This is a genomic window from Parasphingomonas zepuensis (assembly GCF_036663735.1).
Lineage (GTDB): Bacteria > Pseudomonadota > Alphaproteobacteria > Sphingomonadales > Sphingomonadaceae > Sphingomonas.
This window is the reverse complement of sequence record NZ_JAXOJO010000009.1, coordinates 72,472-96,757: the sequence shown is the minus strand read 5'-3', so window position 1 is coordinate 96,757 and position 24,286 is coordinate 72,472. Positions and strand designations below refer to the sequence as shown.

Sequence of the window (24,286 nt, the reverse complement as noted above, 5' to 3'; positions counted from 1 at the left end):
GACGCGTAACGACGCCCGAGGACATCATGACGCCAGACCGACGCACTTTCCTGACGCTGGCCGGCTCCGGCGCGGCTGCTTTCGCGCTGTTCGGCTGCCGCGGCAATGCGTCCGCCGGGCCACCTGAAAAATTCGAGGTCACGCTCACCGATGCGCAGTGGAAGGCGAAACTCTCGCCCGCCGCCTATCAAACGCTGCGCCACGAGGCGACTGAACGGCCCTTCTCCAGCCCGCTCAACGCCGAGCACCGCGCCGGCATCTTCTCCTGCGCGGGCTGCGCGCTGCCGCTCTATTCGTCGAAGACCAAGTTCGAGAGCGGCACCGGCTGGCCGAGCTTCTGGGCGCCGCTCGCCAATGCGGTGCGCACGCGGAACGACGGGTCGCTCGGGTTCAGCCGCACCGAAGTCCATTGCCGCCGCTGCGGCGGGCATCTCGGCCATGTGTTCGACGACGGACCGAAGCCGACCGGCAAGCGCTATTGCATGAATGGCGTGGCGATGACGTTCAAGCCGGGGAACGCTTAATCTCCCTCTCCCCCTGTGGGAGAGGGAAGGGGCCCATCGCTTTAGCGATGGGAAGGGTGAGGGGGACACTCGCTCATGTTCCGAACCTCATCCCCCTGATCCCGACCTCGCTGCGCTCGGCCGCCAGTTTTGACCATCGCCGGGTAAACCATGCCCCCGGCATGGTTTAGAAATGCCCGGGGGGCATTTCGACCCGGTGATGGGCAAAACTCCCACAGGGGGAGAAGGATTTAGAAGCTGATCTCGTCCGACTTGCCCAGCGACGCGATCGTCACGGTCGGCAGCGGCGCCTGGGTGTCGAGTTCGACTGCATCTGCACCGGTATCGCGGTCCGCATAGATGAAGCCCTTGGTCGGATAGGCGCTGGTGCCGAGCCCGCCATTGGGGCCGTACCAAACCTTGACCAGGCTCCAGTCGCCAGCGTCGGAAATGTCGATCGCACGAACATTGGTTTCGATCCCGCCGCGGCGCGACCAATTGGCGTGGGTGAGGAGAACTTCACGGTCGCTGACGATCTCGCTGACCATTGCGACATGGCCGAGCCGCATGCGGCCGGTCGAAGCGAAGGCGAGCACGGCGCCGACCTTGGGTGCATGGCCGCGAGCGTAACGCCCGGCTGCCTGGCCCCACCAGGTGTTCGCATTGCCGTGGATCGAGATGCCGGAAATCGTGCGGGCATAGGGAGCGCACTGCCAGAACTGCGCCATCGCCGGGGTCGCAGCCATCAGGCTGCAAGAAACCACCAGCGCAAAACGCGCTGCAAACGCTCGGAAATTCATGTGGCCCCCTCAGGTCCCGCTAAACTCTGATCCTCTCAAAGCAGGTCGCGGACCCCGGCGAAACCCCACCCTCCCGACGAATGGAACCTTTTAGGACGAACCGTGTTGACGAGGCGATGACTGCCCTTCGCCGCGCCGAAAACGGTGCGATGCGGCACGTGGGCGCTGTCTCATCAGCCACGAAATCACAGAATCACCGGGCGATATGCCTCACGGAGCGTGCGGCGCGCCCTCGCGTTCGGCCGCTGCGGTGCTCCGCGCCAGCCGCGCCTCATGCTCCGCCCGCCCGAACGGGAAGCGCGCATAGCACAGCCCCGCCAGCCCGTAGAACAGCAGTTCCAGCACGATGAACACGATGGTCAGCCGGTCGATCGTCCCCGACGGCACCAGCCCCGGCCGGGCCGCCGCGGGAAAGGCGGCAAAGGCCAGGATCGCGCCCGCCATGAAGATGCCCAGCCCGCCGACCATCTTCTGCACGAAGAAGCCGCCGGCGAAGAACACCCCTTCGGATCGCTGGCCGGTGCGCATCTCGGACTCCTCGACCACATCCGCCAGCATCGCCGCGCCGAGGATGAACGCCCCCACGCTGCACGCCGTGTTGACGGCAAAGATCGCCAGCAGGATCGGCAGCATCAGCGGCGATCCCGGCTCCGGGAACAGGCCGAGCAGGCGCAGGACATAAGGCGCGACGAGCAGGGTCACGCTGACGAACGACAGCGCCATGCCGACGCGCGGCTTGTTGCCGCCCTTTGTCAGCCGCGGCGCCAGGAAGAAGGCCCCCACCGCGCCGAGCAAAAGCGACGCCGACAGCCACTGATAATCCGATCCCTCGAACCGCCAGACGAAGCTGTACATGTAATTGGACAGGGCGAAGGAGATGCCCTGTCCGGTGTAAGCGAACACGCCCGCCGCCATCAGGATCAGGAACGCCCGGTTCGAGATCGTCGTGCGGAACTGGGCGAAGTGCGCGGCAAAGCTCGCCGTCGATCTGGGCACCTTGGGCAGATATTTTATCTCGTGATGCAGCCCGATCGCCGAGGCCAGGATCGAGACCGCCATGACGATCGCGGCGAACAGCGCCATGCGCGAATAGCCGTCGGCATTCTGCAACCCGACCGGATGAGTCGCGTCTGGCACCAGGAACACCCCATAAGCGAGCGCCAGCATCGCCAGCCCCCCGCCCCAGCCGAACAGGTAGCGATAGGAGAAAAGCCGCGTCCGCTCGTCATAGTCCGAGCTCAGTTCCGGCCCCAGCGCCGACGACGGGATCTCGAAAGCCGACAGCGCGATCCGCACCAGCAGCGCGCTGCCGAACACATATACAAGCGTCGCCGTTTCCGACCAGGCGGGCGGATTCCACAGCATCAGCCATCCGATCGCGACCGGCAGCGCCGCGGCATACATCCACGGATGCCGCCGCCCCCAGCGGCTGCGCGTATGATCGGAGAGATAGCCGACCGCCGGATCGACGAACGCCTCGACCACCAGCGCGCACATGATCGCGATGCCGACCGTATTGGCCGGCAGCCCGATGACCTGATTATAATAGAGCAGCAGGAAGGTCGCGAAGCCATTGTCCTTCACGCCGTACGCGATCGAACCCACACCGAAGGAAAACCGGCTGCGCAGGCCGAGCCGGCGCGGCGGCGGCGCGGCGATCAGGACCTGGCTCAAGCCGTGAACTTCTCGAGCATCGAGAACATCGACGGCGCTTCAGCGTCCCAACTGTGGCGCGGCCCGATCGTGATGCCGCCGTCCACCGTGATGTGCGTGCCGGTGACGAAGCTCGCATCGTCGCTCGCCAGATAGGCGACGGCGGCGGCGATATCCTCGGCCCGTCCGGGGCGCTGCAGCGGCTGGGCCTGCGCCGCGATGCCGCGGATCATCCCGTTCGCCATCTCGCGCTTCTCCCCCTCGATGCCGAGCGCCGCCGTGAAGATGTTGGTGGTGATGAAGCCCGGGCACACCGCGTTGACCCGGATATTATAGCGCGAAAGGTCCGCCGCGGCCATCGTCGTCAGGTGCAGCACGCCGGCTTTCGCCACTGAATAGGCGGTTGGCGCGGCGCCCGTCTGCAGCGCCGCGATCGAGGCGGTGTTGACGATCGCCCCGCCGCCGCGCGCGATCATCAGCGGCGCGGCATGGCGAATGCCCATCGCGACCGATCGCAGCAACAGCGCCTGGGTCCGGTCCCAGTCCTCGGCCGAGATCTCGCCGATCGGGTCGCGCGATCCGCCCGCGCCGGCATTGTTGAACAGTACGTCCAGCCCGCCCGCCGCATCCGCCGTCGCCAGCAGCGCAACGATGTCGTTTACCTCCATCACATCCGTGCGCTGGAAATGAATCCGTCCGTTGGACGTCTCCGCCACCTCGCGCCCGCCGACCTCGTCGATATCGCCGATCCACACCTCGGCGCCCTCGCTCGCCAGCCGCAGCGCGGTCGCGCGCCCGATCCCCGAAGCGCCGCCGGTCACCACGGCGCGCTTGCCCGCAAAGCGCATCATCTTCTCCTGCATCTGGTTTTGCGCAGCATAGTATGGGGTTTCACCCGGTCAATCCGGCCCTTTTGGAATTTCGGGTTTGTAGTGGCTTGCGAGGCGCCGCGCCGTTCACTACCAACCGTCACCGGAACGGGTCCGGCATGGGCAGACTGAAGCGTGGGGAGAGACTGAAGCGTGGCCCTCGATCCGGAAACCTTCGACGCGCTGATCGATACCGTCCGCCGCTTCGTGAGCGAACGCCTGCGCCCGCTCGAAGGCGCGGTGGAGGAAGCCGACGCAATTCCCGCCGAGATCATCCAGGAAATGCGCGAACTTGGCCTGTTCGGCCTGTCGATCGCCGAGGATTATGGCGGCCTCGGCCTCACCATGAGCGAGGAAGTGCGCGTGGCGATCGAATTCGGCCGCACCACCCCCGCCTTCCGCTCGGCCTTCGGCACCAATGTCGGCATCGGCAGCCAGGGCCTCGTCATGGCCGGCACCGACGCGCAGAAAGCCGCCTGGCTGCCCCGCATCGCGAGCGGCGAGATCATCACCAGCTTCGCCCTCACCGAACCGGATGTCGGCAGCGATTCCGGCGCGGTGAAGCTGAAGGCGGTGAAGGACGGCGACGTCTATCGCCTGACCGGGACCAAGCGCTACATCACCAATGCCGACAAGGCCGATCTGTTCACCGTCATGGCCCGCACCGGCGAGGAAGCCGGCGCCCGCGGCGTCTCCGCCTTCCTCGTGCCGCGCGACCTGCCCGGCCTGTCGATCGGTGAGCCCGAAAAGAAGATGGGGCAAAAGGGCGCCAAGGTCGCCGACGTGATCTTCGACGACGTACCCGTCCCCGCCGCCAACCGGCTCGGCGCCGAGGGCGAAGGCTTCAAGATCGCGATGCGCGTGCTCGATCGCGGCCGGCTGCACATCTCCGCGGTCTGCGTCGGCGTCGCCGAGCGCCTGATCGCCGACTGCGTCGCTTATGCGACCGAGCGCAAGCAGTTCGGCAAGCCGATCGCCGAGCATCAGCTGATCCAGGCGATGCTCGCCGATTCAAAGACCGAGGCACTCGCCGCCCGCGCGCTCGTGCTGGAAACGGCGAACGCCAAGGACGCCGGCAAGGACGTGGTGATGGAGTCCGCCGCCGCGAAATATTACGCCAGCGAGATGGTCGGCCGCGTCGCCGATCGCGCGGTGCAGATCTTCGGCGGCGCCGGCTATATCGCGGATTACGGCATCGAACGCCTCTACCGCGACGTGCGCCTGTTCCGCATCTACGAAGGCACCAGCCAGATCCAGCAGATCATCATCGCGCGGGAGACGATCAAGCGCGGGGGCTAGGGGATTCCCCTCCCGCTTGCGGGAGGGGTTAGGGGTGGGCGCCCGGCTTCGGCAGGCGCTCCGCAATTGGATAGCGGGGGCCCACCCCCGACCCCTCCCGCAAGCGGGAGGGGAGAAGAAGGAGCAAACTATGGACACCACCAACCTCTTCCGCCTCGACGGCCGCACCGCCCTCGTCACCGGGGGCTCGCGCGGCATCGGCAAGATGATCGCCGCCGGCTTCATCGCCCAGGGCGCGACCGTCTTCATCTCCTCGCGCAAGGCCGAGGCCTGTTTCGAGACCGCGCAGGAGCTCGGCGAGAAGTGCATCCCCCTGCCCCAGGACGTCTCCACCGTCGCCGGCTGCAAGGCGCTCGCCGCCCAGCTCGCCGAACACACCGACAAGCTCGACATCCTCGTCAACAATGCCGGCGCGGCCTGGGGCGAGCCATTCGAGAATTTCCCGGAAAAAGGCTGGGACAAGGTGATGGACCTCAACGTGAAGTCCCCCTTCTTCCTCACCCAGGCGCTCCACCCGGCGCTGAAGGCAGCGGCCAGCCGGGATCGGCCGGCCAAGGTGATCAACATCACCTCGATCGACGGCCAGCGGCTGAATCCGTGGGAGACCTACAGCTATCACGCGTCGAAATCGGCGCTGATCTACCTCACGAAGCGCATGGCCGCGCGGCTGATCCAGGATTCGATCAACGTCACCTCGATCGCCCCGGGCGCCTTCGCCAGCGAGATGAACAAGGCCGCCCGCGACCACGGCGAAGCGATCGCACAGAACATCCCGGCAAAGCGCATCGGCGTCGACGAAGACATGGCCGGCGCCGCCATCTACCTCGCCAGCCGCGCGGGCGATTATGTGGTGGGCGACACGATCACCGTCGACGGCGGCCTGGTGAACGCCGCGGTGGGAACGTCGATCGACGCTTAACCTTAGTTCCTCCCCGAGCTTGCTCGGGGAGGAATAAGTTACCGCGCAATCCCGCCCGCAGCCAGCACCGCCAGCGTCACCAGCTCGCTCGCCGTGCTCGTCATCGGCGCGATCTGCACGGACTTCTCCATGCCGACCAGCATCGGCCCGATCACGGAATCCCCGCCCAGCTCGCGCAGCAGCTTCGCCGAGATATTGGCCGATTGCAGCCCCGGCATGATCAGCACGTTCGCCGGGCCCGACAGCCGCGCGAACGGATAGTTCGCCAGCTGCTTCGGATTCAGCGCCACGTCCGGCGCCATCTCGCCTTCATATTCGAAGCTGACCTTGCGCTCGTCGAGCACCTTCACCGCATCGCGCAGATTCTCCAGCCAGCGCCCTTCCGGATTGCCGAAGGTCGAATAGCTGAGGAACGCCACGCGCGGCTCGTGCCCCATGCGCCGCGCGACCAGCGCGGTATGCTCGGCGATGTCGGCCAGTTCCTCGGCGGACGGGCGTTCGTTGATCGTGGTATCGGCCATGAACACGGTATGGCTCTGCCCGACCATCAGGTGGATGCCGAACGGCGTGCGCCCGGCCTCCGGATCGATCACCTTGCGCACTTCGCGCATGGTGTGCGCATAGGTTCGCGTGATGCCGGTGATCATCGCATCGGCCTCGCCGAGCTGGAGCAGCACCGCGCCGAAGATGTTGCGATCCTGGTTGATCATGCGCTCGCAATCGCGGCGGAGGTAACCGCGGCGCTGCAGCCGAGCGTAGAGGAATTCGACCATCTTCGGCACCAGCGGCGAGTTGCGGCTGTTGTGCAGCTCGTAACTGTCCGGATCGGTCACGCCGAGCGCCTTCAGGCGGTCGTACACATCGTCGCGCCCGACCAGCACCGGCGTGCCGTAGCCTCCGTCCTTGAACGCGATCGCGGCGCGCAGCACCACTTCTTCCTCGCCCTCGGCGAACAGCACGCGCTTCGGATGCGCCCGCGCGCCTTCATAAGCGAGGCTCAGCACCGACGTGGTCGGGTTCATGCGCGCGCGGAGACACTGGCGGTAAGCCTCCATGTCGAGGATCGGCTTGGTCGCCACGCCCGAATCCATCGCTGCCTTGGCGACGGCGGCCGGCACGATCTCCATCAGCCGCGGATCGAACGGCGCCGGGATGATGTAATCCGGCCCGAAGGTGTGGCGCACGCCGTACGCGACCGCGACTTCCTCGGGCACCTGCTGGCGCGCCAGCGCGGCCAGCGCCTCGGCTGCGGCGACCTTCATTTCGTCGTTGATCGTCGTCGCGCGCACGTCGAGCGCGCCGCGGAAGATGAACGGGAAGCCGAGCACATTGTTGACCTGGTTCGGATAATCCGATCGGCCGGTGGCGATGATCACGTCCGGCCGCGCCCGCTTGGCGTCGGGCGGGGTAATTTCGGGATCGGGATTGGCCATGGCGAAGACGATCGGCTTGGGTGCCATCTTCATCAGCAGCTCGGCCGGCAGCGCGCCGGCGGCGGACAGGCCCAGGAACACGTCGGCGCCGTCGAGCGCGTCGGCCAGGCTGCGGCGCTCGGTCTTCACCGCATGCGCCGATTTCCACTGGTTCATGTCCTCGGTGCGGCCCTGGAAGATCACGCCGGTGCGGTCGCACATCAGCAACTGGTCATGCGGCAGGCCCATCGCCTTGATCAGCTCGGCGCAGGCGATCGCCGCCGCACCGGCGCCGTTCACGACAACCGTCGTGTCCTTGATGTCGCGCCCGGTAAGGAACAGCGCGTTGATCAGGCCCGCTGCGGCGATGATCGCGGTGCCGTGCTGGTCGTCGTGGAACACCGGGATGTTCATCCGCGCGCGCAGCGTCTGCTCGATGATGAAGCATTCGGGGGACTTGATGTCCTCCAGGTTGATGCCGCCGAAGCTCGGCTCCATCAGCTCGATCGCATCGATCAGCCGGTCGACATCCTCGGTCTTCAGCTCGATGTCGATCGCATCGACATCGGCGAAGCGCTTGAACAGCACGGCCTTCCCTTCCATCACCGGCTTCGACGCCAGCGCGCCGAGATTGCCCATGCCCAGGATGGCCGTGCCGTTGGAGATCACCGCGACGAGATTGCCCTTGGCGGTATAATCATAGGCCGTAGCGGGATCTTCGTAGATCGCCCGCACCGGCACCGCGACGCCGGGCGAATAGGCCAGCGCCAGATCGCGCTGAGTCGCCATCGGCTTGGAGGCGATGATCTCGATCTTGCCGGGCCGGCCTTCGGAATGGAACAGCAGCGCTTCGCGCTCGGAAAACTGGACGTTCGATTCGTCGGCCATGCATCTCTCGCTTTCGTTCGTCGCCATCATGGGCGCGAATCCTATATGATCATTGCCTGTAACGGCAACGTGACCCTGCGTCACCCCGGAGTCGCTCCGGAGACCATTTCTGCCGCGCATGCTGGCTCGCGGCGGCTCTTGCGGCATGGGGCCAGCCGCGACAAGTGTTACCGGCCCAAAAATCGGATAAAAGGTGAACCTCGGGGCCCGGCAACTCGCCGATGCCGTAACGTCAGGCGGCCCACCCGCTTTTTTTGTGCACTGCGGCACGTCCGGGCCCGCCAATATAACCGCTCATTAACCCCAATCGACTACCCCATGACGGCCGGTGCCCGGCGCTTTTCCCCGAGGTCCAGACCGTGAACGACGTCGCCATCGCCAAGCATTCTCCCCAGGTTGGGGCGGCCGCCGACACCATCGATCTCGCCGATCGCCTGCGCCTGTTCGCCTTCACCGCCGACGATCTCGCCGTGGCGCGCCAGATGTGGGTCATCCTCACGCCCGAAATCGCCGAGGTCGCCGAGACGCAGCGCGTCCAGTGGCACCGCCATTTCGACGGCCGCGACGCGACCACTGCACGCGGCGCCGCCTGGACGCTGGATACGGGCGTCGCCTATCTGCGCAACCGCTTCGACCAGGCCGACCGGATGGATTGGGTGCGGTCGGCCGAGCGCATGGTCGCCCAGGCTTTCGCCGCCGACGTCTCGCTCACCGCGCTCATTTCGATGACCTGCGCGGGCGCCACACAGATGCTCGAAATCCTGTCGCGGCTCTACGATTGCTCGAAGGAGGAGCGGCAGCGCCTCAACGACGTGTTCTTCCGGCTGCGCTCGCTCGAATGCGATATCTACGCCTCGCTCTACGCCGCCTATATGCATTTCGACGCGAAGCAACAGCGCGACCTGCTCGCCGGGGAGTTCCGCGACGGCATCGCCACTATGGTCGAGACCGCGACGCAGGAGGGCGGCGAGCTGCGCCGCCAGGCCGAGCGCAGCTCCACGTCCGCCCGCGGCATGCTCGGCAAGACGTCCGAAGTCGCCGCTGCGGCCGAACAGTCGGCGCTGGCGATGCGCGAAGCCGCCCGCACCTCGGCCGGCCTGATCCGCGCGATCGAGGATGCCCGCGCCGAAGTCGAGGCGGCCGCCGATATCTCCACCCGGGCGCTCGGCCAGGCGGGACTGGCGGTGGGCATGTCGGAAACGCTGAGCGGCCATGCCCAGTCGATCGAATCGATCCTCGGCCTGATCCGCGACATTGCCGGGCAGACCAATCTGCTCGCGCTCAACGCCACGATCGAGGCGGCGCGCGCCGGTGACGCCGGACGCGGCTTCGCGGTGGTCGCGCAGGAAGTGAAGTCGCTCGCCAGCCAGACGGCGCGCGCGACCGACGACATCGCCGCCAAGATCGCCGCGATCCAGTCCGCCACCCGCTCGACCGTCGAGACCAACGCCTCGATCAAGTCGATCGTGTCCGAGGTGCAGGAAAGCGCCAGCCGCATCCGCTTCGCGATGGAAGCCCAGGCACAGACCGTCACCGCCATCACCGCCGCGGTCGACGAGACCGCGCTGGCGGCGGATTCCATGTCGAGCACGATCGCCGCGATCCGCGAGGATACCGAGACCGTCGCCGAGAACATCGCCGGCGTCGGCCGCGGTTTCGACCGGCTCGATGCGCAGCTCGGCACGCTCAAGGGCAGCGCGGGCGACTTCGCCGCCAGGGTCGCCGCCTGACCGTCTTCCATGATGGCGGATCGGTCGGCATGATCCGGGCGCCGTTGCCGACAGGAGCCAGCACATGATCGATCGCCCCGCCAGTTTCCCCGGATCGCCCCAGTTCGGCGGTCAATTGCCGGTGGGCGCCGTAACGGCTTATGCCGGCTGGACGACCAGCCCGGAGGGATCGCCCCCTGCTCCGCTCGAGGCGCAGGGCTGGATGATCTGCGACGGACGCTCGCTGCCGATCCAGCAATATCCGCAGCTCTATGCCGCGCTTGGCCTGCTTTACGGCGGGGACGATGGGACCTTCAACCTGCCGGACTATCGCGGCACGTTCCTGCGCGGCGTCGATGCTGGCCGCGGCATGGATCCCGATGCGGCGATCCGCACGCCGGCCTCGCAAGGACAGTCCGGGGGTGTCGGTTCGACCCAGGCGTGCGCGCTGCAGGTCCATGGCCATGAATATGCGGCGCCCGCCACTGCCGAGGCCCCAGGCGCCGCGCCGGGCGGCCCGCCATTCTCCGGCCCGCCCCTACCGGGCATGATGACGAGCGGCCCGGTCGGCGAACCCGGCACGCCGGCGGTGAACACCAGCCTCACCGAGACGCGGCCGGCCAATATCGCCGTCACTTACATCATCAGATTCGCCTAGGGCAGAATTCGCCAGGCCCGATCGTCTCTCCGTTCGCCCTGAGCTTGTCGAAGGGCCGTTCTTTCTTTCCAGGAAGAGAAGAGCAGGGCTTCGACGAGCTCAGCCCGAACGGCTTAATGGAGCAACACCCAACAAGGCGTTGGCGTCTGCGCCCGCCACTGTGCCGTACGGTCAGCCGTGGTGGACTGGACGCCCCTGGACGAGACGAGGAAGACACTTGAAATCGCCCGCATTCTGTCTTTAATTCTCCGCGGATCCGGGGGGAGGAAGCATGAAACAGCTGGTGGCACGCAGTGCCGCGACCGCGTTGCTCATCTGGGCGGCGCCCGTCCTCGCGCAGGAAGCGGAGGCGCCCCCCGCTCAGGAAGCCCCGGCCGCGCCCCCCGCCGCCGATTCGGACACCGCCCAGACCATCACGCTCCCGTCGGCCGACGAGAAGATCGATGTCGCGTCGATTGCGATGCCGACGCTCGCCTTCGCGCCCGATCCGAAGTTCGAAAAGGACTTCGACAAATATTATTATTTCCACCGCGCCGACACGGATTTCAAAACCGCGCTGTTCGATCTGCGCGATTGCGACAATCTCTCGCGCGGCCTGGCCAGCCCGTTCGGCAATATGGAGACGCCTTATCCCTATGCCGGCACGCTCGCCGGCGCGGCGGGCGGTGCGATCGCCAACATCATGGTCGCCGCGATCTTCGGCTCGGCCCAGGTCCGCGCGACGCGCCGGATCAACATGCGCCGCTGCATGAACTTCAAGGGCTATGAGCGCTACGGCCTGCCCAAGGACATGTGGCAGGAATTCAATTTCGAGGAAGGCTTCTCCTCCCTGGAGGAAAGCAAGCGCCAGGCGTTCCTGAAACAACAGGCCAAGGTCGCCTCGGGCGAGACGCCAAAGACGGAGGCACTCGGCAAATGAAGCACGCTCTCCTCGTCGCTGCGCTGCTCGCCGCCCCGCTGACCGGCCCGTCGCCCGCCTTCGCCGCTGACGGCCCGCCAGTCCGCGAATACAAGCCGGTCGCCGACAAGCCGGTCGCCGAGATCGATCCAGCCAAGAGCTACATCATCGTCCAGACCGAGACGGCGACGCCGCTCACTTTCATTCGCCGCCCGAACAAGGAGGATATCGACGATTACCTCCGCCGCCGGAACGAAGCCCTGGCCAAGGCCCATGGCAAATGGGAGAAGAAGCAGGCGAACTGGGTCCGCGACGCCGCGGCCTGGGACAAGGGCGGATCGAGCCGGACCGGCCCGCGCCCGGTCAAGCCGGTCGAGCCGACCGATGCGAACCTCGCCTTCGCTGCGATCGAGCAGGAGAACATGGTCTCGATCGGCCCGTTCAACCGCTTCGCCAAGGAAAAGGGCCGCTCGATCTTCCTGCACATGGTGCCGCCGGGCCATTACGCCTTTTACGGCCCGATCATCATCGCGGCGGCGGCCGGCGGCACCTGCCTGTGCATGGGCAGCATCCAGTTCGAGGTGAAGCCGGGCCAGATCGTCAATACCGGCACGATGGTCGGCACTTGGATGGCCGAACGCGCGAAAGCCAAGGCGGAGGGTCGCCCCGTCCCGCCGATCTCCACCGAATTTCCCGGCAAGCTGACCACGACGAGCTGGCAGCCGCCCGCGCCCGACGACAAGGTCGATCCGCGCCTGGCGGCCTTCACCATCGTCCCAGCAGACCTCCGCGCGAGCGGCCGGGTGCCCAATTATTTCGGCCTGCAGATCGATCGCCTGACGCCGGTCCCCGGCGTGCTCGATTACGACCGCGACAAGATCATAGACGTGAAGGCGCAGCGGCCGGCTGGCTGAGCGATGTCACCGTCAGCGCCTGGACGCAGCCGCCCTGCACGGTCACGCGCACGCCGCGCAGGCTGACCGACACGGGCGGCCCGGCGGCAAGGCTTGCCTTGAGCTGCTGCGTCTGCGCCGCGTTCAGCGTCACCTTGGTCGCAAGGCCGGTCAGCAGCAACGGGATCGCCCGGTCGACATCGGCCGGATCGCCGCAGCTCTTGCCGGCGCCGGAGGTCAACTCGACCCGGCTGATCCAGCCATCGGGCAGCCGGTACAGCTTGGCCGTCCCGCCGTCCCCGCTGGTCGCGATGATCGTCCCACCGCTGGCGGCATCGGGCACGATCTCGTGACTGCTCGGCTTGGCCCAGGGCGCGCCGAGTCCGGCGATCGTCGCCTGCACGCCGGGCACCGTCTGGTCGAAGCTTGGCTTTACCGGCGCCTTGGCCGGCGCGCGCTGTTCCTCGGCCGGCCCGCAGGCCGCCAGCAGGAGCAGGACGCCAACCGCCCCGATCGGCCGCACGCTGTGGATCACTGATACCTCCCCATTCGCATCCGCCGGCGGATAGCACGCTCCCGCCACCCCGGGCGAGCCGCGATCGACGCGCGGCCGGTCAGCGGCGATGCCCCCCGAAGGTGTAGGTCAGCGCGAGCCCGCCCGAATATTGATCGCGCGACCCGTAAGTGCGCACGATCGGCGACTTGGCCGGATCGGCGATCAGCCGGTCATACTGGACGAAGCCGGCCAGGCCCCATCGCGGCGTGAGCTGATACAGCGCCCCGGCGACGGCGCCGGCAGCCTGCGCCCCGGCCTTGGGCCGGAACGCCGTCAGCCCGGCACCAGGCGCATCGGCCGGCGCGACGCCGAAATAGGCGCGGTTGTATTTGGCGTTGGACAAGGTCAGCCGCGGCCCGACGGAAAACAGCCATTTGTCGCCGTCCCGGGCGACGTAATCGGCGCTGACCACGCCGACCAGGCCCTTGTGTCCGCCAATGCCCTGGCGCGCCTCGGCGCGCAGGCGCAGGCTGTCGACCAGCCAATATTGCACGAACCCGCCCGCCTCGAGCGTGAAGCCGACCTTGGGCAACGCAGCGCCGACATCCTTCGCCGTCCGGCTACCGATAAAGCTGAGGGCTGGCCCGGCCGAAAATCCACCGCTTTGGATCAGCGTCGGCCCAAAGCTCTCGTCCGGCGCGTCGAAGTCGAACGGCGTATCGCCCCGCGCCCGGCTGCCGTCGATATACGGACCAAGCTTCGAGGTCCCCGCGCCGGGGAACGTCGGCGCAACCATCGCGCCCAGCGTGATGCGGGTGCGGAACGGCTCCTTCTCGGCTTTCTCCTCCTGGGCCTGGGCAGTACCAGCCGACAGGCCGGAAAGGATGATGAGGGCAAGGAAAGGCGCGCGCGCCAGGAGAGGATAGTTCATGAGGCGCAAATACTTCCGTGGTTCGGGATGATGGGCATTGCGCCGACGGCGCCGGTGAACGGCGGACGCGACAGCTCGCTACCACACCCATTCCCCTTCGCCCACAACGCAGACTGTGCCGGTGCGTTCCGGCGGGCGAGGATGCACAAGAGACCGGCACCGGCATCTTGCTAATTTTTGCCAAAATCGTTCTTTTTTCAGGTCATGAGCACAATGAACATCTCCCTGCCGAAACGCTCGGGCGCTTCGTCGATGAACAGGTCGCGGATCGCGGTTACGGCACCAGCAGCGAATATATGCGGGAATTGATCCGCAACGATCAGGATCGCCAGCATCTGCGCGGTCTGCTCCTCGCAGCGGCATCCTCGCCGCCCGCCGCTCCCGCCGACGATGCATGGTTCGCGAGCCTGCGCCAACGGGCCTGCAAGGCGGGATGAGTCTATTGCCCCTCCGGCAATATCGCCTCCGCCACATCCGAAATCCGGACTGAGATCGGCTTGTCCAGCGACTGGCCGCCCTCCACCAGGGCACCGGCCAGGCCACGGCAGGCGGTGGGATCGAGATGTCGTGGCTTGCCGTCGAGATCGAAGGAGCACACGCCATTGTCCGGGCCGGAAACCGTCATCATGACCCAGAGCCCCGGGGTTTCCCGCGAGTCCCACTTGACCCGCTGGGAATATTGCCCGCCGATCGCCCGGCCCGCGGCGTCCCGTCCGGGAATGAAGTGCCCCTTCTGCATGAGGATCTCGCAGCTTCTCTTGTCCAGGCTGGGTGAGCCGGAGCTCTTCGTCACCGTGCATTTCACCGGCGCGCCGTCCGCATCGACATCGACCGTATAGTAAACCGTCCCCGAGGCCGGCTCCTGCACAGCCTGGGTTGGAAAGACATCGCCGCTGAACCAGGCGCCCATGTCCCCGTCGGGGCGGGGCGCGGCCGGATCAGGCGCGGCTTTGGTGGCCGGGGCGGCAGCGGGCGTTTCGGCTTGCGGGGCGAGCAGCATCAGCAGGACGGGAAGCATCATGCAGCCATGCTATGATGCCGCGCTGCAGCGGTCCAGATCAACTGCAACCGGCAGGCCCCGCTCCGCCGGCCGGCCCGCGGGTCACCGGCAAATACGCACCCGGTACCCATAGCGCCATTCGGTCCAGCACCGCGGCCCGTACCAGCCATGGCCGCCGCGCCAGCGATGCCGGTACGGCCGATAGCGCGGCCCGTACCAGTCGCCGCGATAGCCGCGATCGTTCCAGCCGCCGCGCTGGCCGTCCCAGCGCTGCGCATCGGCGCTCGTGCTGATGGTGAGTGAAGCAACCGCCAGGCCGGTTGCGGCAAAGATGTGTGAGATCTTCATCGTCTGGTCCCTTCCTGCCCGCTGAATCGGGCGATGGGAGGTTATGCCCGCCATCGGGTCGGGATGCTGAACGCAGCGGTAATCCGGGGTACAGGTACGGCGCCGGGAGCGGCCATGCTCGTTTCCGGCCTCTGCCGGTGCCCCAGCCGCCCGGACGCCCGACTGACATTCCGCCACCGGCAGATTTTTCCACAAATATCTGATAAATAATGATTATGTATCACGTCGCTGAGGCGAAAAATGTCAGAAACCCGCATGACATTTTCAACGGACGTGCAGCGCGAGGGGGCCTCGATTCAATCGCCGGGCAACCCGGGCTATCGCTTCGGTGGTGCGGTGGGATGGGCCCCTTCGCGTCTTTCTCATCGCCTGGATTAAGAAACGCGGCCCCGGCGCGGGAAGCAGCACCGGTTCGGCGCTTCTCCGTCGCGCGCCGATTGCGGGCCGTCCGGCGCGGGCGCATGATCCGCCGGATATGGGGAGACGCGTCAATGACCCTGCGCGCAACCACGCTGCTGCTGTCGGCGCTGCTGCTGAGCCAGTCCTGCACTGAGTCCCCGCAAGGAGACAGCATGAATACGGTCGCCGTCAGCGACGAGGGGACGGCCCCTGCGGGCGGCCTGCGTCTCTGCCGCGTCACCGGCACGCGGCTCACGGCCGAGGATTGCACCGACGCGCAATATTGGCTCGATCAGTCTCGGCGCGGCAATGCCTCGTTCAAGGCGCCGGCGAAGATGCGCCAGGGCGAGACGACCTTCGTCACCCTCGCGCTCGGCGCCGCCCCGCTCCCCACCCCGGCCCCTGTTGCAACGCCCGATCCGGTAACGGGGAACGTCACCGCGTCCGGCGACGGCACGCCGGCAGGCACCGCGACCGTGGCGCTCCGCCCCGTGCCGGGTGAGCGGACGCCGCACGATCTGGTGGAGGGCGGCGGCGGCACCGGCCCGACGGTCGACTACCACCCGTTCGTCGGCCAGCGCATGAAGGCGACGCTCGAAGGCGCCGGCTTCGACGTTAAGCCGCTCTCGCCCGAGATCCAGACGGTGGCGGAGGGCTCGAACGGGCTGTGGCGCTGGTCGGTCACCGCACGCGCCCGCGGCGACCTCTCGCTGATCCTGCGCACCACGGTCGTGATGACCGACAGCCAGGGCAATACGCAGGAACTGCGCCCCACCAACGAGCCGAAACCGATCCACGTCTCCATCGGCACGGCGACCCTGTGGACCTGGCTGACCGGCTTCCCCGACTGGCTGAAAGCGATCGCCGCCATCCTGGTCGGCGCCGCCGCGCTGGTGGCGGCGTGGAAGGGGTTACGGGCGTCGGTGCTGGGGTCCAAAGCGCCGGCCGCCAAGGAGGGAACCACAAATCCGCCGGACTCCTAAGCGCTATATGAGACGTTTCTCCCGCCTATTTGTGCTCCCGCGAAGGCGGGAGCACAGGCTGGGTCCCCGCCTTCGCGGGGACACAAGAGCTTGTTCGTTCGCGAGAGTAATCCAAACGGCCGCTACGCCCCGAACACGAACCGCGATCCGACATAGGACCGCACGACCTTTTGCGGCATCAACCGCAGCGCCTCGGCGATGAACACTTCGCCGGTGCAGTGCATCGGGATGATATAGCGCGGGTCGATCAGTGCGAACTCGGCGACCGTGCGCCGTGCCTCGTCCTCGGTGCGCGGGCGGACGAGGTGGAAGCCGCCGATCACGGCATGGACCTTGTCGATCCCGGACACCGCCTGTGCCCGCCGTACCGAATTGATCACGCCGCGGTGGCTGCACGAGGCGATCACCACCAGCCCGAGCCCCTTCACCGCATAACAGGTCGCCAGCTCATGCTCGCCGTCATCGGGCAGCTGGGCGAGATCGCGCTTCGCCGGCGCGAGCAGCGCGCGGTCGCACCCGATGCCTGGCCGCATCTGGGTCGGGATGGCCGCGCGCTCGAAGCTCTCCAGCGGGATCACCCCCGTCGTGAACGCCTGGCCCGCAATGATCGCCGGCCTTGGGTTAACGCTCACCGCAAAGCCCGCCCGCGCCAGCGCGCCGCGATCGAGCGCACCCATGATCGGCGGCGGATTCCCGATCAGCGCGACCCGCTCGCAGAATGTTTCCTCCTCGCCCACCGTCAGCGGCACTGGCCGGGCCGGCGCCTTCCCCCCGAACAGGCCGGGAAAGCCGCCATAATGATCGAGATGCCCATGGCTCAGCACCGCGGCATCGATCGAACCCGGATCGATGCCGAGCAGCGCCAGATTGTTGGCCAGCACCTCGCGCGAATAGCCGAAATCGACCATCACCCGGCGCACCTGCCCCGCCAGCCGCGATTCCCCCACGATCGACAGGCCGAACTCGGCCAGCAGGGGATGCGGCGACATCCGCGGCGCGGGCGGCCCGCCATTGCCGGCACGCAGCACCTTCATGCCCGGCAGGTCGAGATTTTCGAGAAACGGCCCGAAGCTCGCGTTGTCGGTGACGACCTGCAGGCTCAAGCTATCGACCTCGGGCACGGCCAGCAACGGCGCGGCGGCCACGGACCGCGCGGTCGCCGCAAGCAGCCCCAACGCCCCCGCGCCCAGCACCGCGCGACGCGTCGCAACCAGCTTTTCCGAATCCGCCATCCGCTGTCTCCTGACGAGGGGAGCCCATATCACGACATCGGCATGCGCACCTAGGTGAGGTGGCCGGGGGAGGAAGCGACCGCGAGACGGCAGAGGACAAGGGGGAAAAGGCGGAACTCGCCACGCGGTCTTCACGCTCGACGGATGCCACGACGAGCGATAGCGAGAGGGTTAGTAAAGGTGCGTCCATTCGATGGGCGCGGCCCGGGGGAAGAAATGAATCTGTCGCCGTCAGCGATCTATGAGCTGTTGTTCGTGAGCGCGATCGCGATGCTTGCCGTGATCGACGCCGCCACGGTCATCCCACTGCGGCTGCTGTTAAAGAAATGGCCATCCGTCTGGCGCAAGGCCCTGCTCGTCCACATCGCCGGCATGCTCGTCATGCTCGTTCTTTTGCGGCCGATTTCGAATGTGCTGCTCTGGCTGCGCTATGTCGGCATCACGCCTGCGACCCTGATCGGTTTCAGCCTGCTTGTGGCGATCGGCGACGGCTTGCGTGAGATGCAGACCCAGCGCCTTGCCGATCCCTTCGCCAACAGGCGGGTTAACCCATGGATCATCCTCGTGGCGGGTGGTCTGCTGGCGGCAATCGTTGCAAGAGCTAGCGTCGCTGCCGACGAAGGCAAGGATGCGGTCGAAGAGGCCTATTGGGCCAGCTTGATTATACCTTCCCTGCAGAGACAATCGCCCGAACGAGAAATCATTGCGGCACTGCAACGCGACTTCCCCGAAAAAGGCGACGAGATTCTGCGCGCCTATATCCAACGTCATCGCGACGCGACGCAGCACGATCCTGCACGTAAGGCGCTATCGCCCTTCCCATTCACGGAGATCAGGCACCTCATCGAATCGAAGCGCGCCGATATCGCCAGGGCTCCAGACGCACAGCTCGCTGAGGTGGCAGCGCATCTGGCGTGGTTAGCAGACGACATCGCCGGCTTGCCGAAGAGCTGCGCTTCTGCAGCGATCGGGGGCCCTACGATTGTCCCGGAACCGGGCATCGATCAGCTCACGTCGCCGCGGGATCGCCAGCGGCTTGGGCAGATGCTCGCCGCCTCCCTGGATGCGGCGCGCGCGGGTATCGATCATCCGGTTCGGCGCACTTTCTCGAACGAGCGCCTGCTAGCCCTCTACGCGGAATTTCAGCAGACTCTGCCTCCTGAGCTGGCGGCCGTTTTGAAACAGCCCGCGCACTTGACTGTAGCGACACCGCAGCAACGCTGTGCGGTCTTCACGGCCTACCTCAAATGGATCGCTAGGCAACCACCGGAAAAGGCGGCTTACCTGCTCTCCCAACGCGCTTCTGCGCCGTGACCGTCGAGCAGGTCTGATTGCCTTCGATTCAAGCGCTCGCCCATTTCTGGTGAATTCTTCCGAGAAGCATCTGCCCAATCGCCTTACGAATCGGCGAATACTATTCGTGCGAGACCCAAGAAAAGCGCCATGAAAATCCGATACCCCTCGCATAATTCGGCGAATAAACGCGCAGTCGCGCGGAAGCACGTCCGGCGCCCGAACGGGGCGTACCGCGCCTATTCGTGCACCCCGAAAGGCGCACGCCGCAATAATTCGAGCGCAATTTCCAAGAAACGTCCGATTTCCCCATACAGCGCGCAGTGTCGCATAATTCGGCCGATACTTCGTCCACCGGCGCAACTACGCCCCTTCTCCAACGGCAATTCCACTCGGTTACTATGCGCCCGCCGCGCCCTCCAACACCGTCATTGCACCATCCCCGGAGCCGCCCTCACAGCCCCCATGACGACATCGCAAAATCCCGCTACCCAGCCCGGGATGCACGCCCCGTCCCCCGCCCCGACTCCGATGATGGCGCAATATCTCGCGCTCAAGGCCGAAGCGCAGGATTGCCTGCTGTTCTACCGCATGGGCGATTTCTTCGAGATGTTCTTCGAGGATGCAAAGATCGCCGCTGCCTGCCTCGATATCGCGCTCACTGCGCGCGGCGAGCATGACGGCGTCGCCATTCCCATGTGCGGCGTGCCGATCCATGCGGCGGAAGGCTATCTCGCGCGGCTGATCAAGGCGGGCCACCGGGTCGCCATCGCCGAGCAGACCGAGAGCCCGGCCGATGCCCGCGCCCGCATGGGCTCAAAGGCGCTGGTCTCGCGCGCGATCATCCGCGTCGTCACCGCCGGCACCCTGACCGAGGAGGCCTTGCTCGACGCCCGCACCGCCAACTGGTGCGTCGCGATCGGCGAGGTCGCCGGCGCCGTCGCGCTCGCCGCGGCCGATGTCTCGACCGGCCGGTTCGAGCTGATCGAGACGGACGCGGCCGGCCTTGGCGCCGAGCTCTCGCGCCTTGCCCCGGCCGAGACGATCGCCGCCGAAACCACTGGCTTTGCCGAAGCCGCGACGTCGCTGCGCCCGCGCGCCGAGTTCGACAGCGCCGCCGGCGAAGCGCGGCTCAAGGCGCTGTTCGGCGTCGCCACGCTTGACGGCTTCGGCCAGTTCAGCCGCGCTGGCCTCGCCGCGGCCGGCGGGCTCGTCGCCTATCTCGATCACACCGCCCGGGGCGCGCTGCCGTTCCTGCGCCCGCCGCGCCTGCTCCAGGCCGCACAGCAGATGGCGATCGATGCCGCCACCCGCGACAGCCTCGAGCTGACCTGCACCGCTTCGGGCCAGCGCAAGGGCAGCCTGCTCGACGCGGTGGACCGCACCGTCACCGGCGCCGGCGCACGCACGCTGGCGGCCGATATCGGCGCGCCGCTGGTCGATCGCGCGCGGATCGAGGCGCGGCTCGATCTCGTGCAGCTGCTCCACGACGATAGCGGCCTGCGCGAGGCGTTGCGCTCTACCCTGCGCAGCCTGCCCGATATCGGCCGGGCGATCGGCCGCCTCGCCGCCGGGCGCGGCTCGCCGCGCGACCTCGGCCAGCTTCGCGACGGCCTCGACGGCGCCTGGAAGCTCGGCGAGCGGCTCGACAAGATCGATCAGCCGCCCGCTTTGCTCGCCGGCCTCGCCCCGCAGCTGCGCGGTCATGGCGCCCTGATCGATCTGCTCGCCCGCGCGCTCGTCCCGTCGCCGCCGATCGACGCGGCCGCCGGCGGCTATATCGCCGAGGGTTATGACGCGGCGCTCGACGATCTGCGCGATGCCGGCGCCGGTGGCCGCCGCGCGATCGCCGCGCTCGAGGCCGAGTTCCGCACACGCACGGGCGTGTCGGCGCTGAAGATCCGCCATAACGGCGTGCTCGGCTATCATATCGAGGTCCCGGCCCGCGCCGCCGATGCGCTGATGGCGGCGGACAGCGGCTTCACCCACCGCCAGACGCTCGCCGGCGTCGTCCGCTTCAATGCGCCCGAACTGCACGAAGTCGCGCTCAAGGTAACTCAGGCCGGCGCTCATGCCCTCGCCGCCGAGGCAGCGCATCTCGAAGACCTGACCGCGGCGGCGCTTGACCGGCGCGAGCCCGTCGCCGCCACCGCCGACGCACTGGCCCGGCTCGACGTCGCCGCCGCCCTGGCCGAACGCGCGGCCGAGGGCGGCTGGGCCCGGCCAGCCCTGGTCGAGCATAGCTGTTTCGAGATCGAAGGCGGCCGCCACCCGGTGGTCGAGAACGCGCTGGCCGCGCGCGGCGAGCGCTTCGTGGCCAACGATTGCAAGCTCTCCGAGGATTCGCGTCTCTGGCTGGTCACCGGCCCGAACATGGGCGGCAAATCCACCTTCCTGCGCCAGAACGCGCTGATCGCCGTACTCGCCCAGGCCGGCAGCTATGTGCCGGCGACCAGCGCCACGCTCGGGCTGGTCGACCGCCTGTTCAGCCGGGTCGGCGCGTCGGACAATCTCGCGCGCGGCCGCTCGACCTTCATGGTCGAGATGGTCGAGACCGCCGCGATCCTGGCCCAGGCGACGCCGAAGAGCTTCGTCATCCTCGACGAGGTCGGCCGCGGCACCAGCACCTATGACGGCCTCGCCATCGCCTGGGCCGTGGTCGAGGCGATCCATGAGGACAATCGCTGCCGCTGCCTGTTCGCAACGCATTATCACGAGCTGACTCGCCTCGCCGAACGGTGCGAGGCACTGACCCTCCACCACGTCCGCGCCCGCGAGTGGAAGGGCGAGCTGGTCCTGCTCCACGAAGTCAGCGAAGGCCCGGCCGATCGCAGCTACGGCCTCGCGGTCGCCCGCCTCGCCGGCCTGCCCCCGATCACCATCGCCCGCGCCAAGGCCGTCCTCGCCAAGCTCGAAGCGGGGAGAGCCAAGACCGGCGGCCTCGCGGCCGGGCTCGATGACCTCCCCCTGTTCGCCGCCATGGCTGCCGAGGTCGAGGAAGAGACGGATGCGCTGAAGGCGGAAGTTGAGGCGATCGACGTCGATTCCCTCACGCCGCGGGAGGCGCTGGAGGTGCTGTACCGGCTGAAAGCGATAGCGAAGGACTCGTGAGCGAGGGACACTTCTATCTCCCTCTCCCCTTGTGGGAGAGGGAAGGGGCCCATCGCTTTAGCGATGGGAAGGGTGAGGGGGACGACGGTTGTGGTCCCGAACCTCACTTCCCCTCATCCGGCGCTACGCGCCACCTTCTCCCACACGGGGAGAAGGATTGACTGACCGCATCGCCCATGCCGCCCCCGCGATCGAAAGCGCGACGAACATCATGGTCCACTCCATCCTGTTTCCCGGCGCCGCGATCACCCGCGGCAGGTGCAGCAGCAGCACGAAGCCCCCGGCCATGGCGGCGAGCAGAGTCGCGGCGAGGCGCGCCAGTCGATCGGCCAGGATCGCGACGCCGGCCGCCAGATGGCACAGCCCGGTCGCATATGCCCAGAACAGCTTCCCAGGAATCCATCCCGGCACCATCGCGGCCGTGAAATCGGCATAGACGAAGTGGCTGATCCCGAACACGATCGCGCACAGCCCGAACGCGACACGCGCCGCCGCCACGCTCCATCCCGGCAGGCGCCCGGGTGCTCGTACCGCGAGCAGGACGGTGGCGCCCATGGCGATCGCCCCGATCTCGGCCAGGCCCAACAGCGACGCGACGCTTGGCGCGCCCACCACCACAGGCAGGTGCAGCCCGATCGCCCAGAGCCCGAACCAGATCGCCAGCACCCCCGCGCCCGCGGCGCTGCTCCGCCGTACGATAACGGCCGCTCCACCCAGCAAGAGGATCGCGCCGCTCAGCAGCGCCAGCGCCTCGCGCGCCGGCCAGCCCGCCGGCACCGGCTGCCACTGGAAAGCGAAGTCCCGCGCGATCAGCGTCAGCACGCCAAGTCCCAGCGCCCCGATCCCGATTGCCAGCCCATCCGTGTCGATCAGCGACTGGAGTCGCAACGGCCTGCCCGCCATGTCATTCCTCCCTCCGGCGGAATCATGCGTCCGCTCGGACGAATGCTGTGGCAAATGGCCGCCGGATGCAATTTCGCTGCCGCCCAACCGGCGTTGGACGTCTGCCAACAATCCCTTTCCCCTCGGGAGCAGTGACAATGCGACATCGATTCCGGCACGCACCGCTGCTCACCCTTGCGGCGTTCGTGGCAATGGCCGCGTCCTCCGCCACCACCGCCGCCGCCCCGGCGCTGGTCGCGGCGCCCGCTACCCTCACCATCCCCTTCGCGCCGCCGCTCGACGCCGATCTCCGCTACCGGGTCACGACTGAAAAGGCGCGAAGCGGCAAGACAGTGGCCCAGACCGTCCTGCAGACCCTGCGCTTCGCCAAAAGCGCTGACGGCTATGTGCTGACGGTGACGATCACTGGCTTCGAACTCGGCGGCGAGACTCTCTCCGCGACGGACCCGCGTTTACCGGCGGCCCTGCGTGCGCTGCTCTTCCCCGCGTCGTACGACCTGGACCGCGAAGGGGCGCCGCTGCGCGTGCGGGACTGGGAAGCGCTGAAGGTCAAACTGCGCGAGAACACGCCCGGTGCAGTCGCGACGCTCACACCGGACAAGCCCGGGGTCGATACCGCCGCGATCACTGCGTCGGTAATCGCCCTTTATGCCGGCATGAGTGCGGAGCAGGTCGCCCCGATATGGCTGCAACACTGGAACGCTCTCCTCGGAGTGGGCGGGATGGAGGCAGAGGATGGCGAGACGATGGTCGGCGAAACCGAGATCGAGACCGGCCAGACGCCTGCGCCGATGCCGGCAAAGCTCACCTTCACGATCACGGCGGGTGCTGACCCCGATCCCTACCATCTGATCATCCGCACCGATCTGGATTCGGACAAGGCGGTTGAGACCATCGCCGGTTTCATGCGCAAGGTTGCAGGATGAAGTCGATGCGAAGCTCCATCGCACAACCGGCCTGGTCGAATCGGCGACCGTCACCCGAACGCTCACCGCCAAAAGCGGCGAGACCGGGCGGACAAGCACCCGGATCGAGCGGATCGATTGAGCGACCAAGTGTGGGCGTGACGCCACTCAAAGGACTCACTAC

At 67.2% G+C, this 24,286-nt stretch carries 23 protein-coding genes; 13 read left to right on the top strand and 10 right to left on the bottom strand.

The features are described 5' to 3' along the window. The first annotated feature begins 26 nt into the window (after positions 1-26). Positions 27-524, top strand: coding sequence for a peptide-methionine (R)-S-oxide reductase MsrB (msrB, locus tag U1769_RS23965; protein ID WP_332720676.1), 498 nt, complete (start codon positions 27-29; stop codon positions 522-524). 230 nt (positions 525-754) lie between these two features. Here msrB and U1769_RS23960 read toward each other — a convergent pair whose 3' ends face one another. From U1769_RS23960 to U1769_RS23950, 3 genes are all read right to left on the bottom strand, one after another. Continuing rightward, the gene (locus tag U1769_RS23960; RefSeq protein WP_332720675.1) at positions 755-1,303 is read right to left on the bottom strand and encodes a CHAP domain-containing protein; all 549 of its coding nucleotides are present in this window, start codon (positions 1,301-1,303) and stop codon (positions 755-757) included. A 210-nt stretch (positions 1,304-1,513) separates the two neighbouring features. Beyond that, positions 1,514-2,977 (bottom strand): MFS transporter, encoded by a 1,464-nt coding sequence (locus tag U1769_RS23955; RefSeq protein ID WP_332720674.1) that lies wholly within the window; start codon positions 2,975-2,977, stop codon positions 1,514-1,516. Further along, positions 2,974-3,804, bottom strand: a complete 831-nt coding sequence (locus U1769_RS23950; protein ID WP_332720697.1) for an SDR family NAD(P)-dependent oxidoreductase — start codon at positions 3,802-3,804, stop codon at positions 2,974-2,976. The genes U1769_RS23955 and U1769_RS23950 overlap by 4 nt, the downstream gene beginning before the upstream one ends. A gap of 174 nt (positions 3,805-3,978) precedes the next feature. On the opposite strand from U1769_RS23950, the gene U1769_RS23945 reads away from it, so the two are divergent. After that, positions 3,979-5,124, top strand: coding sequence for an acyl-CoA dehydrogenase family protein (locus U1769_RS23945; RefSeq protein ID WP_332720673.1), 1,146 nt, complete (start codon positions 3,979-3,981; stop codon positions 5,122-5,124). Positions 5,125-5,254: 130 nt separating this feature from the next. Continuing rightward, entirely contained in the window at positions 5,255-6,043 is a 789-nt protein-coding gene (locus U1769_RS23940) for an SDR family oxidoreductase (RefSeq protein ID WP_332720672.1), read from the top strand. Positions 6,044-6,081: 38 nt separating this feature from the next. Here U1769_RS23940 and U1769_RS23935 read toward each other — a convergent pair whose 3' ends face one another. Beyond that, positions 6,082-8,343 carry an NADP-dependent malic enzyme gene (locus tag U1769_RS23935; protein WP_332720671.1) on the bottom strand — a complete coding sequence of 754 codons (2,262 nt, stop codon included), beginning with the start codon at positions 8,341-8,343 and terminating at the stop codon, positions 6,082-6,084. Between the two features lie 359 nt (positions 8,344-8,702). On the opposite strand from U1769_RS23935, the gene U1769_RS23930 reads away from it, so the two are divergent. The 4 genes from U1769_RS23930 to U1769_RS23915 all read left to right on the top strand — a co-directional run bounded on the left by U1769_RS23930 (position 8,703) and on the right by U1769_RS23915 (position 12,522). Beyond that, a complete protein-coding gene (locus U1769_RS23930) occupies positions 8,703-10,073 on the top strand; it encodes a methyl-accepting chemotaxis protein (RefSeq protein WP_332720670.1) in 1,371 nt (456 codons plus the stop codon). A 64-nt stretch (positions 10,074-10,137) separates the two neighbouring features. Next, entirely contained in the window at positions 10,138-10,710 is a 573-nt protein-coding gene (locus U1769_RS23925; RefSeq protein ID WP_332720669.1) for a tail fiber protein, read from the top strand. Between the two features lie 271 nt (positions 10,711-10,981). Beyond that, positions 10,982-11,629: a hypothetical protein gene (locus U1769_RS23920; protein ID WP_332720668.1), complete on the top strand. Its 648-nt coding sequence runs from the start codon at positions 10,982-10,984 to the stop codon at positions 11,627-11,629. After that, positions 11,626-12,522 (top strand): hypothetical protein, encoded by an 897-nt coding sequence (locus U1769_RS23915; protein WP_332720667.1) that lies wholly within the window; start codon positions 11,626-11,628, stop codon positions 12,520-12,522. Before U1769_RS23920 ends, U1769_RS23915 begins: the two co-directional genes overlap by 4 nt. Here U1769_RS23915 and U1769_RS23910 read toward each other — a convergent pair. Further along, positions 12,488-13,036: a hypothetical protein gene (locus U1769_RS23910; RefSeq protein ID WP_332720666.1), complete on the bottom strand. Its 549-nt coding sequence runs from the start codon at positions 13,034-13,036 to the stop codon at positions 12,488-12,490. The two genes, U1769_RS23915 and U1769_RS23910, sit on opposite strands and share 35 nt — an antisense overlap. A 79-nt stretch (positions 13,037-13,115) precedes the next feature. Continuing rightward, the gene (locus U1769_RS23905) at positions 13,116-13,928 is read right to left on the bottom strand and encodes a MipA/OmpV family protein (RefSeq protein ID WP_332720665.1); all 813 of its coding nucleotides are present in this window, start codon (positions 13,926-13,928) and stop codon (positions 13,116-13,118) included. A gap of 167 nt (positions 13,929-14,095) precedes the next feature. Between U1769_RS23905 and U1769_RS23900 the strand changes: the two genes are divergently transcribed. Next, entirely contained in the window at positions 14,096-14,365 is a 270-nt protein-coding gene (locus U1769_RS23900) for a ribbon-helix-helix domain-containing protein (protein WP_332720664.1), read from the top strand. A gap of 2 nt (positions 14,366-14,367) precedes the next feature. Here U1769_RS23900 and U1769_RS23895 read toward each other — a convergent pair whose 3' ends face one another. Continuing rightward, complete coding sequence (locus tag U1769_RS23895) at positions 14,368-14,949, bottom strand: energy transducer TonB (RefSeq protein WP_332720663.1); 582 nt, start codon at positions 14,947-14,949, stop codon at positions 14,368-14,370. A gap of 81 nt (positions 14,950-15,030) precedes the next feature. Further along, positions 15,031-15,276, bottom strand: coding sequence for a hypothetical protein (locus tag U1769_RS23890; RefSeq protein ID WP_332720662.1), 246 nt, complete (start codon positions 15,274-15,276; stop codon positions 15,031-15,033). 491 nt (positions 15,277-15,767) lie between these two features. On the opposite strand from U1769_RS23890, the gene U1769_RS23885 reads away from it, so the two are divergent. Beyond that, positions 15,768-16,658 (top strand): hypothetical protein, encoded by an 891-nt coding sequence (locus U1769_RS23885; RefSeq protein WP_332720661.1) that lies wholly within the window; start codon positions 15,768-15,770, stop codon positions 16,656-16,658. Between the two features lie 122 nt (positions 16,659-16,780). Here U1769_RS23885 and U1769_RS23880 read toward each other — a convergent pair whose 3' ends face one another. After that, on the bottom strand, positions 16,781-17,890 hold the full coding sequence (locus tag U1769_RS23880; RefSeq protein WP_332720660.1) for an MBL fold metallo-hydrolase: 1,110 nt from the start codon (positions 17,888-17,890) through the stop codon (positions 16,781-16,783). A 216-nt stretch (positions 17,891-18,106) separates the two neighbouring features. Between U1769_RS23880 and U1769_RS23875 the strand changes: the two genes are divergently transcribed. Beyond that, the gene (locus tag U1769_RS23875) at positions 18,107-19,204 is read left to right on the top strand and encodes a hypothetical protein (RefSeq protein ID WP_332720659.1); all 1,098 of its coding nucleotides are present in this window, start codon (positions 18,107-18,109) and stop codon (positions 19,202-19,204) included. A 510-nt stretch (positions 19,205-19,714) separates the two neighbouring features. Further along, positions 19,715-22,294, top strand: coding sequence for a DNA mismatch repair protein MutS (gene mutS / locus U1769_RS23870; protein ID WP_332720696.1), 2,580 nt, complete (start codon positions 19,715-19,717; stop codon positions 22,292-22,294). 123 nt (positions 22,295-22,417) lie between these two features. On the opposite strand, the gene U1769_RS23865 is transcribed toward mutS, so the two are convergent. Continuing rightward, positions 22,418-23,197, bottom strand: coding sequence for a DoxX-related protein (locus U1769_RS23865; RefSeq protein WP_332720658.1), 780 nt, complete (start codon positions 23,195-23,197; stop codon positions 22,418-22,420). Positions 23,198-23,334: 137 nt separating this feature from the next. On the opposite strand from U1769_RS23865, the gene U1769_RS23860 reads away from it, so the two are divergent. Both U1769_RS23860 and U1769_RS23855 read left to right on the top strand, forming a co-directional pair. Continuing rightward, on the top strand, positions 23,335-24,123 hold the full coding sequence (locus U1769_RS23860; protein WP_332720657.1) for a hypothetical protein: 789 nt from the start codon (positions 23,335-23,337) through the stop codon (positions 24,121-24,123). Continuing rightward, on the top strand, positions 24,113-24,244 hold the full coding sequence (locus U1769_RS23855) for a hypothetical protein (RefSeq protein WP_332720656.1): 132 nt from the start codon (positions 24,113-24,115) through the stop codon (positions 24,242-24,244). The genes U1769_RS23860 and U1769_RS23855 overlap by 11 nt, the downstream gene beginning before the upstream one ends. The last annotated feature ends 42 nt before the right edge of the window (positions 24,245-24,286 follow it).

Excerpts from the sequence above, each read along its gene's own strand:
- msrB (WP_332720676.1), top strand. The coding sequence starts at position 27 with ATGACGCCAGACCGACGCACTTTCCTGACGCTGGCCGGCTCCGGCGCG.
- U1769_RS23960 (WP_332720675.1), bottom strand. The coding sequence starts at position 1,303 with ATGAATTTCCGAGCGTTTGCAGCGCGTTTTGCGCTGGTGGTTTCTTGC.
- U1769_RS23950 (WP_332720697.1), bottom strand. The coding sequence starts at position 3,804 with ATGCGCTTTGCGGGCAAGCGCGCCGTGGTGACCGGCGGCGCTTCGGGG.
- U1769_RS23940 (WP_332720672.1), top strand. The coding sequence starts at position 5,255 with ATGGACACCACCAACCTCTTCCGCCTCGACGGCCGCACCGCCCTCGTC.
- U1769_RS23935 (WP_332720671.1), bottom strand. The coding sequence starts at position 8,343 with ATGGCCGACGAATCGAACGTCCAGTTTTCCGAGCGCGAAGCGCTGCTG.
- U1769_RS23925 (WP_332720669.1), top strand. The coding sequence starts at position 10,138 with ATGATCGATCGCCCCGCCAGTTTCCCCGGATCGCCCCAGTTCGGCGGT.
- U1769_RS23920 (WP_332720668.1), top strand. The coding sequence starts at position 10,982 with ATGAAACAGCTGGTGGCACGCAGTGCCGCGACCGCGTTGCTCATCTGG.
- U1769_RS23915 (WP_332720667.1), top strand. The coding sequence starts at position 11,626 with ATGAAGCACGCTCTCCTCGTCGCTGCGCTGCTCGCCGCCCCGCTGACC.
- U1769_RS23905 (WP_332720665.1), bottom strand. The coding sequence starts at position 13,928 with ATGAACTATCCTCTCCTGGCGCGCGCGCCTTTCCTTGCCCTCATCATC.
- U1769_RS23895 (WP_332720663.1), bottom strand. The coding sequence starts at position 14,949 with ATGATGCTTCCCGTCCTGCTGATGCTGCTCGCCCCGCAAGCCGAAACG.
- U1769_RS23890 (WP_332720662.1), bottom strand. The coding sequence starts at position 15,276 with ATGAAGATCTCACACATCTTTGCCGCAACCGGCCTGGCGGTTGCTTCA.
- U1769_RS23885 (WP_332720661.1), top strand. The coding sequence starts at position 15,768 with ATGACCCTGCGCGCAACCACGCTGCTGCTGTCGGCGCTGCTGCTGAGC.
- U1769_RS23880 (WP_332720660.1), bottom strand. The coding sequence starts at position 17,890 with ATGGCGGATTCGGAAAAGCTGGTTGCGACGCGTCGCGCGGTGCTGGGC.
- U1769_RS23875 (WP_332720659.1), top strand. The coding sequence starts at position 18,107 with ATGAATCTGTCGCCGTCAGCGATCTATGAGCTGTTGTTCGTGAGCGCG.
- mutS (WP_332720696.1), top strand. The coding sequence starts at position 19,715 with ATGATGGCGCAATATCTCGCGCTCAAGGCCGAAGCGCAGGATTGCCTG.
- U1769_RS23865 (WP_332720658.1), bottom strand. The coding sequence starts at position 23,197 with ATGGCGGGCAGGCCGTTGCGACTCCAGTCGCTGATCGACACGGATGGG.
- U1769_RS23860 (WP_332720657.1), top strand. The coding sequence starts at position 23,335 with ATGCGACATCGATTCCGGCACGCACCGCTGCTCACCCTTGCGGCGTTC.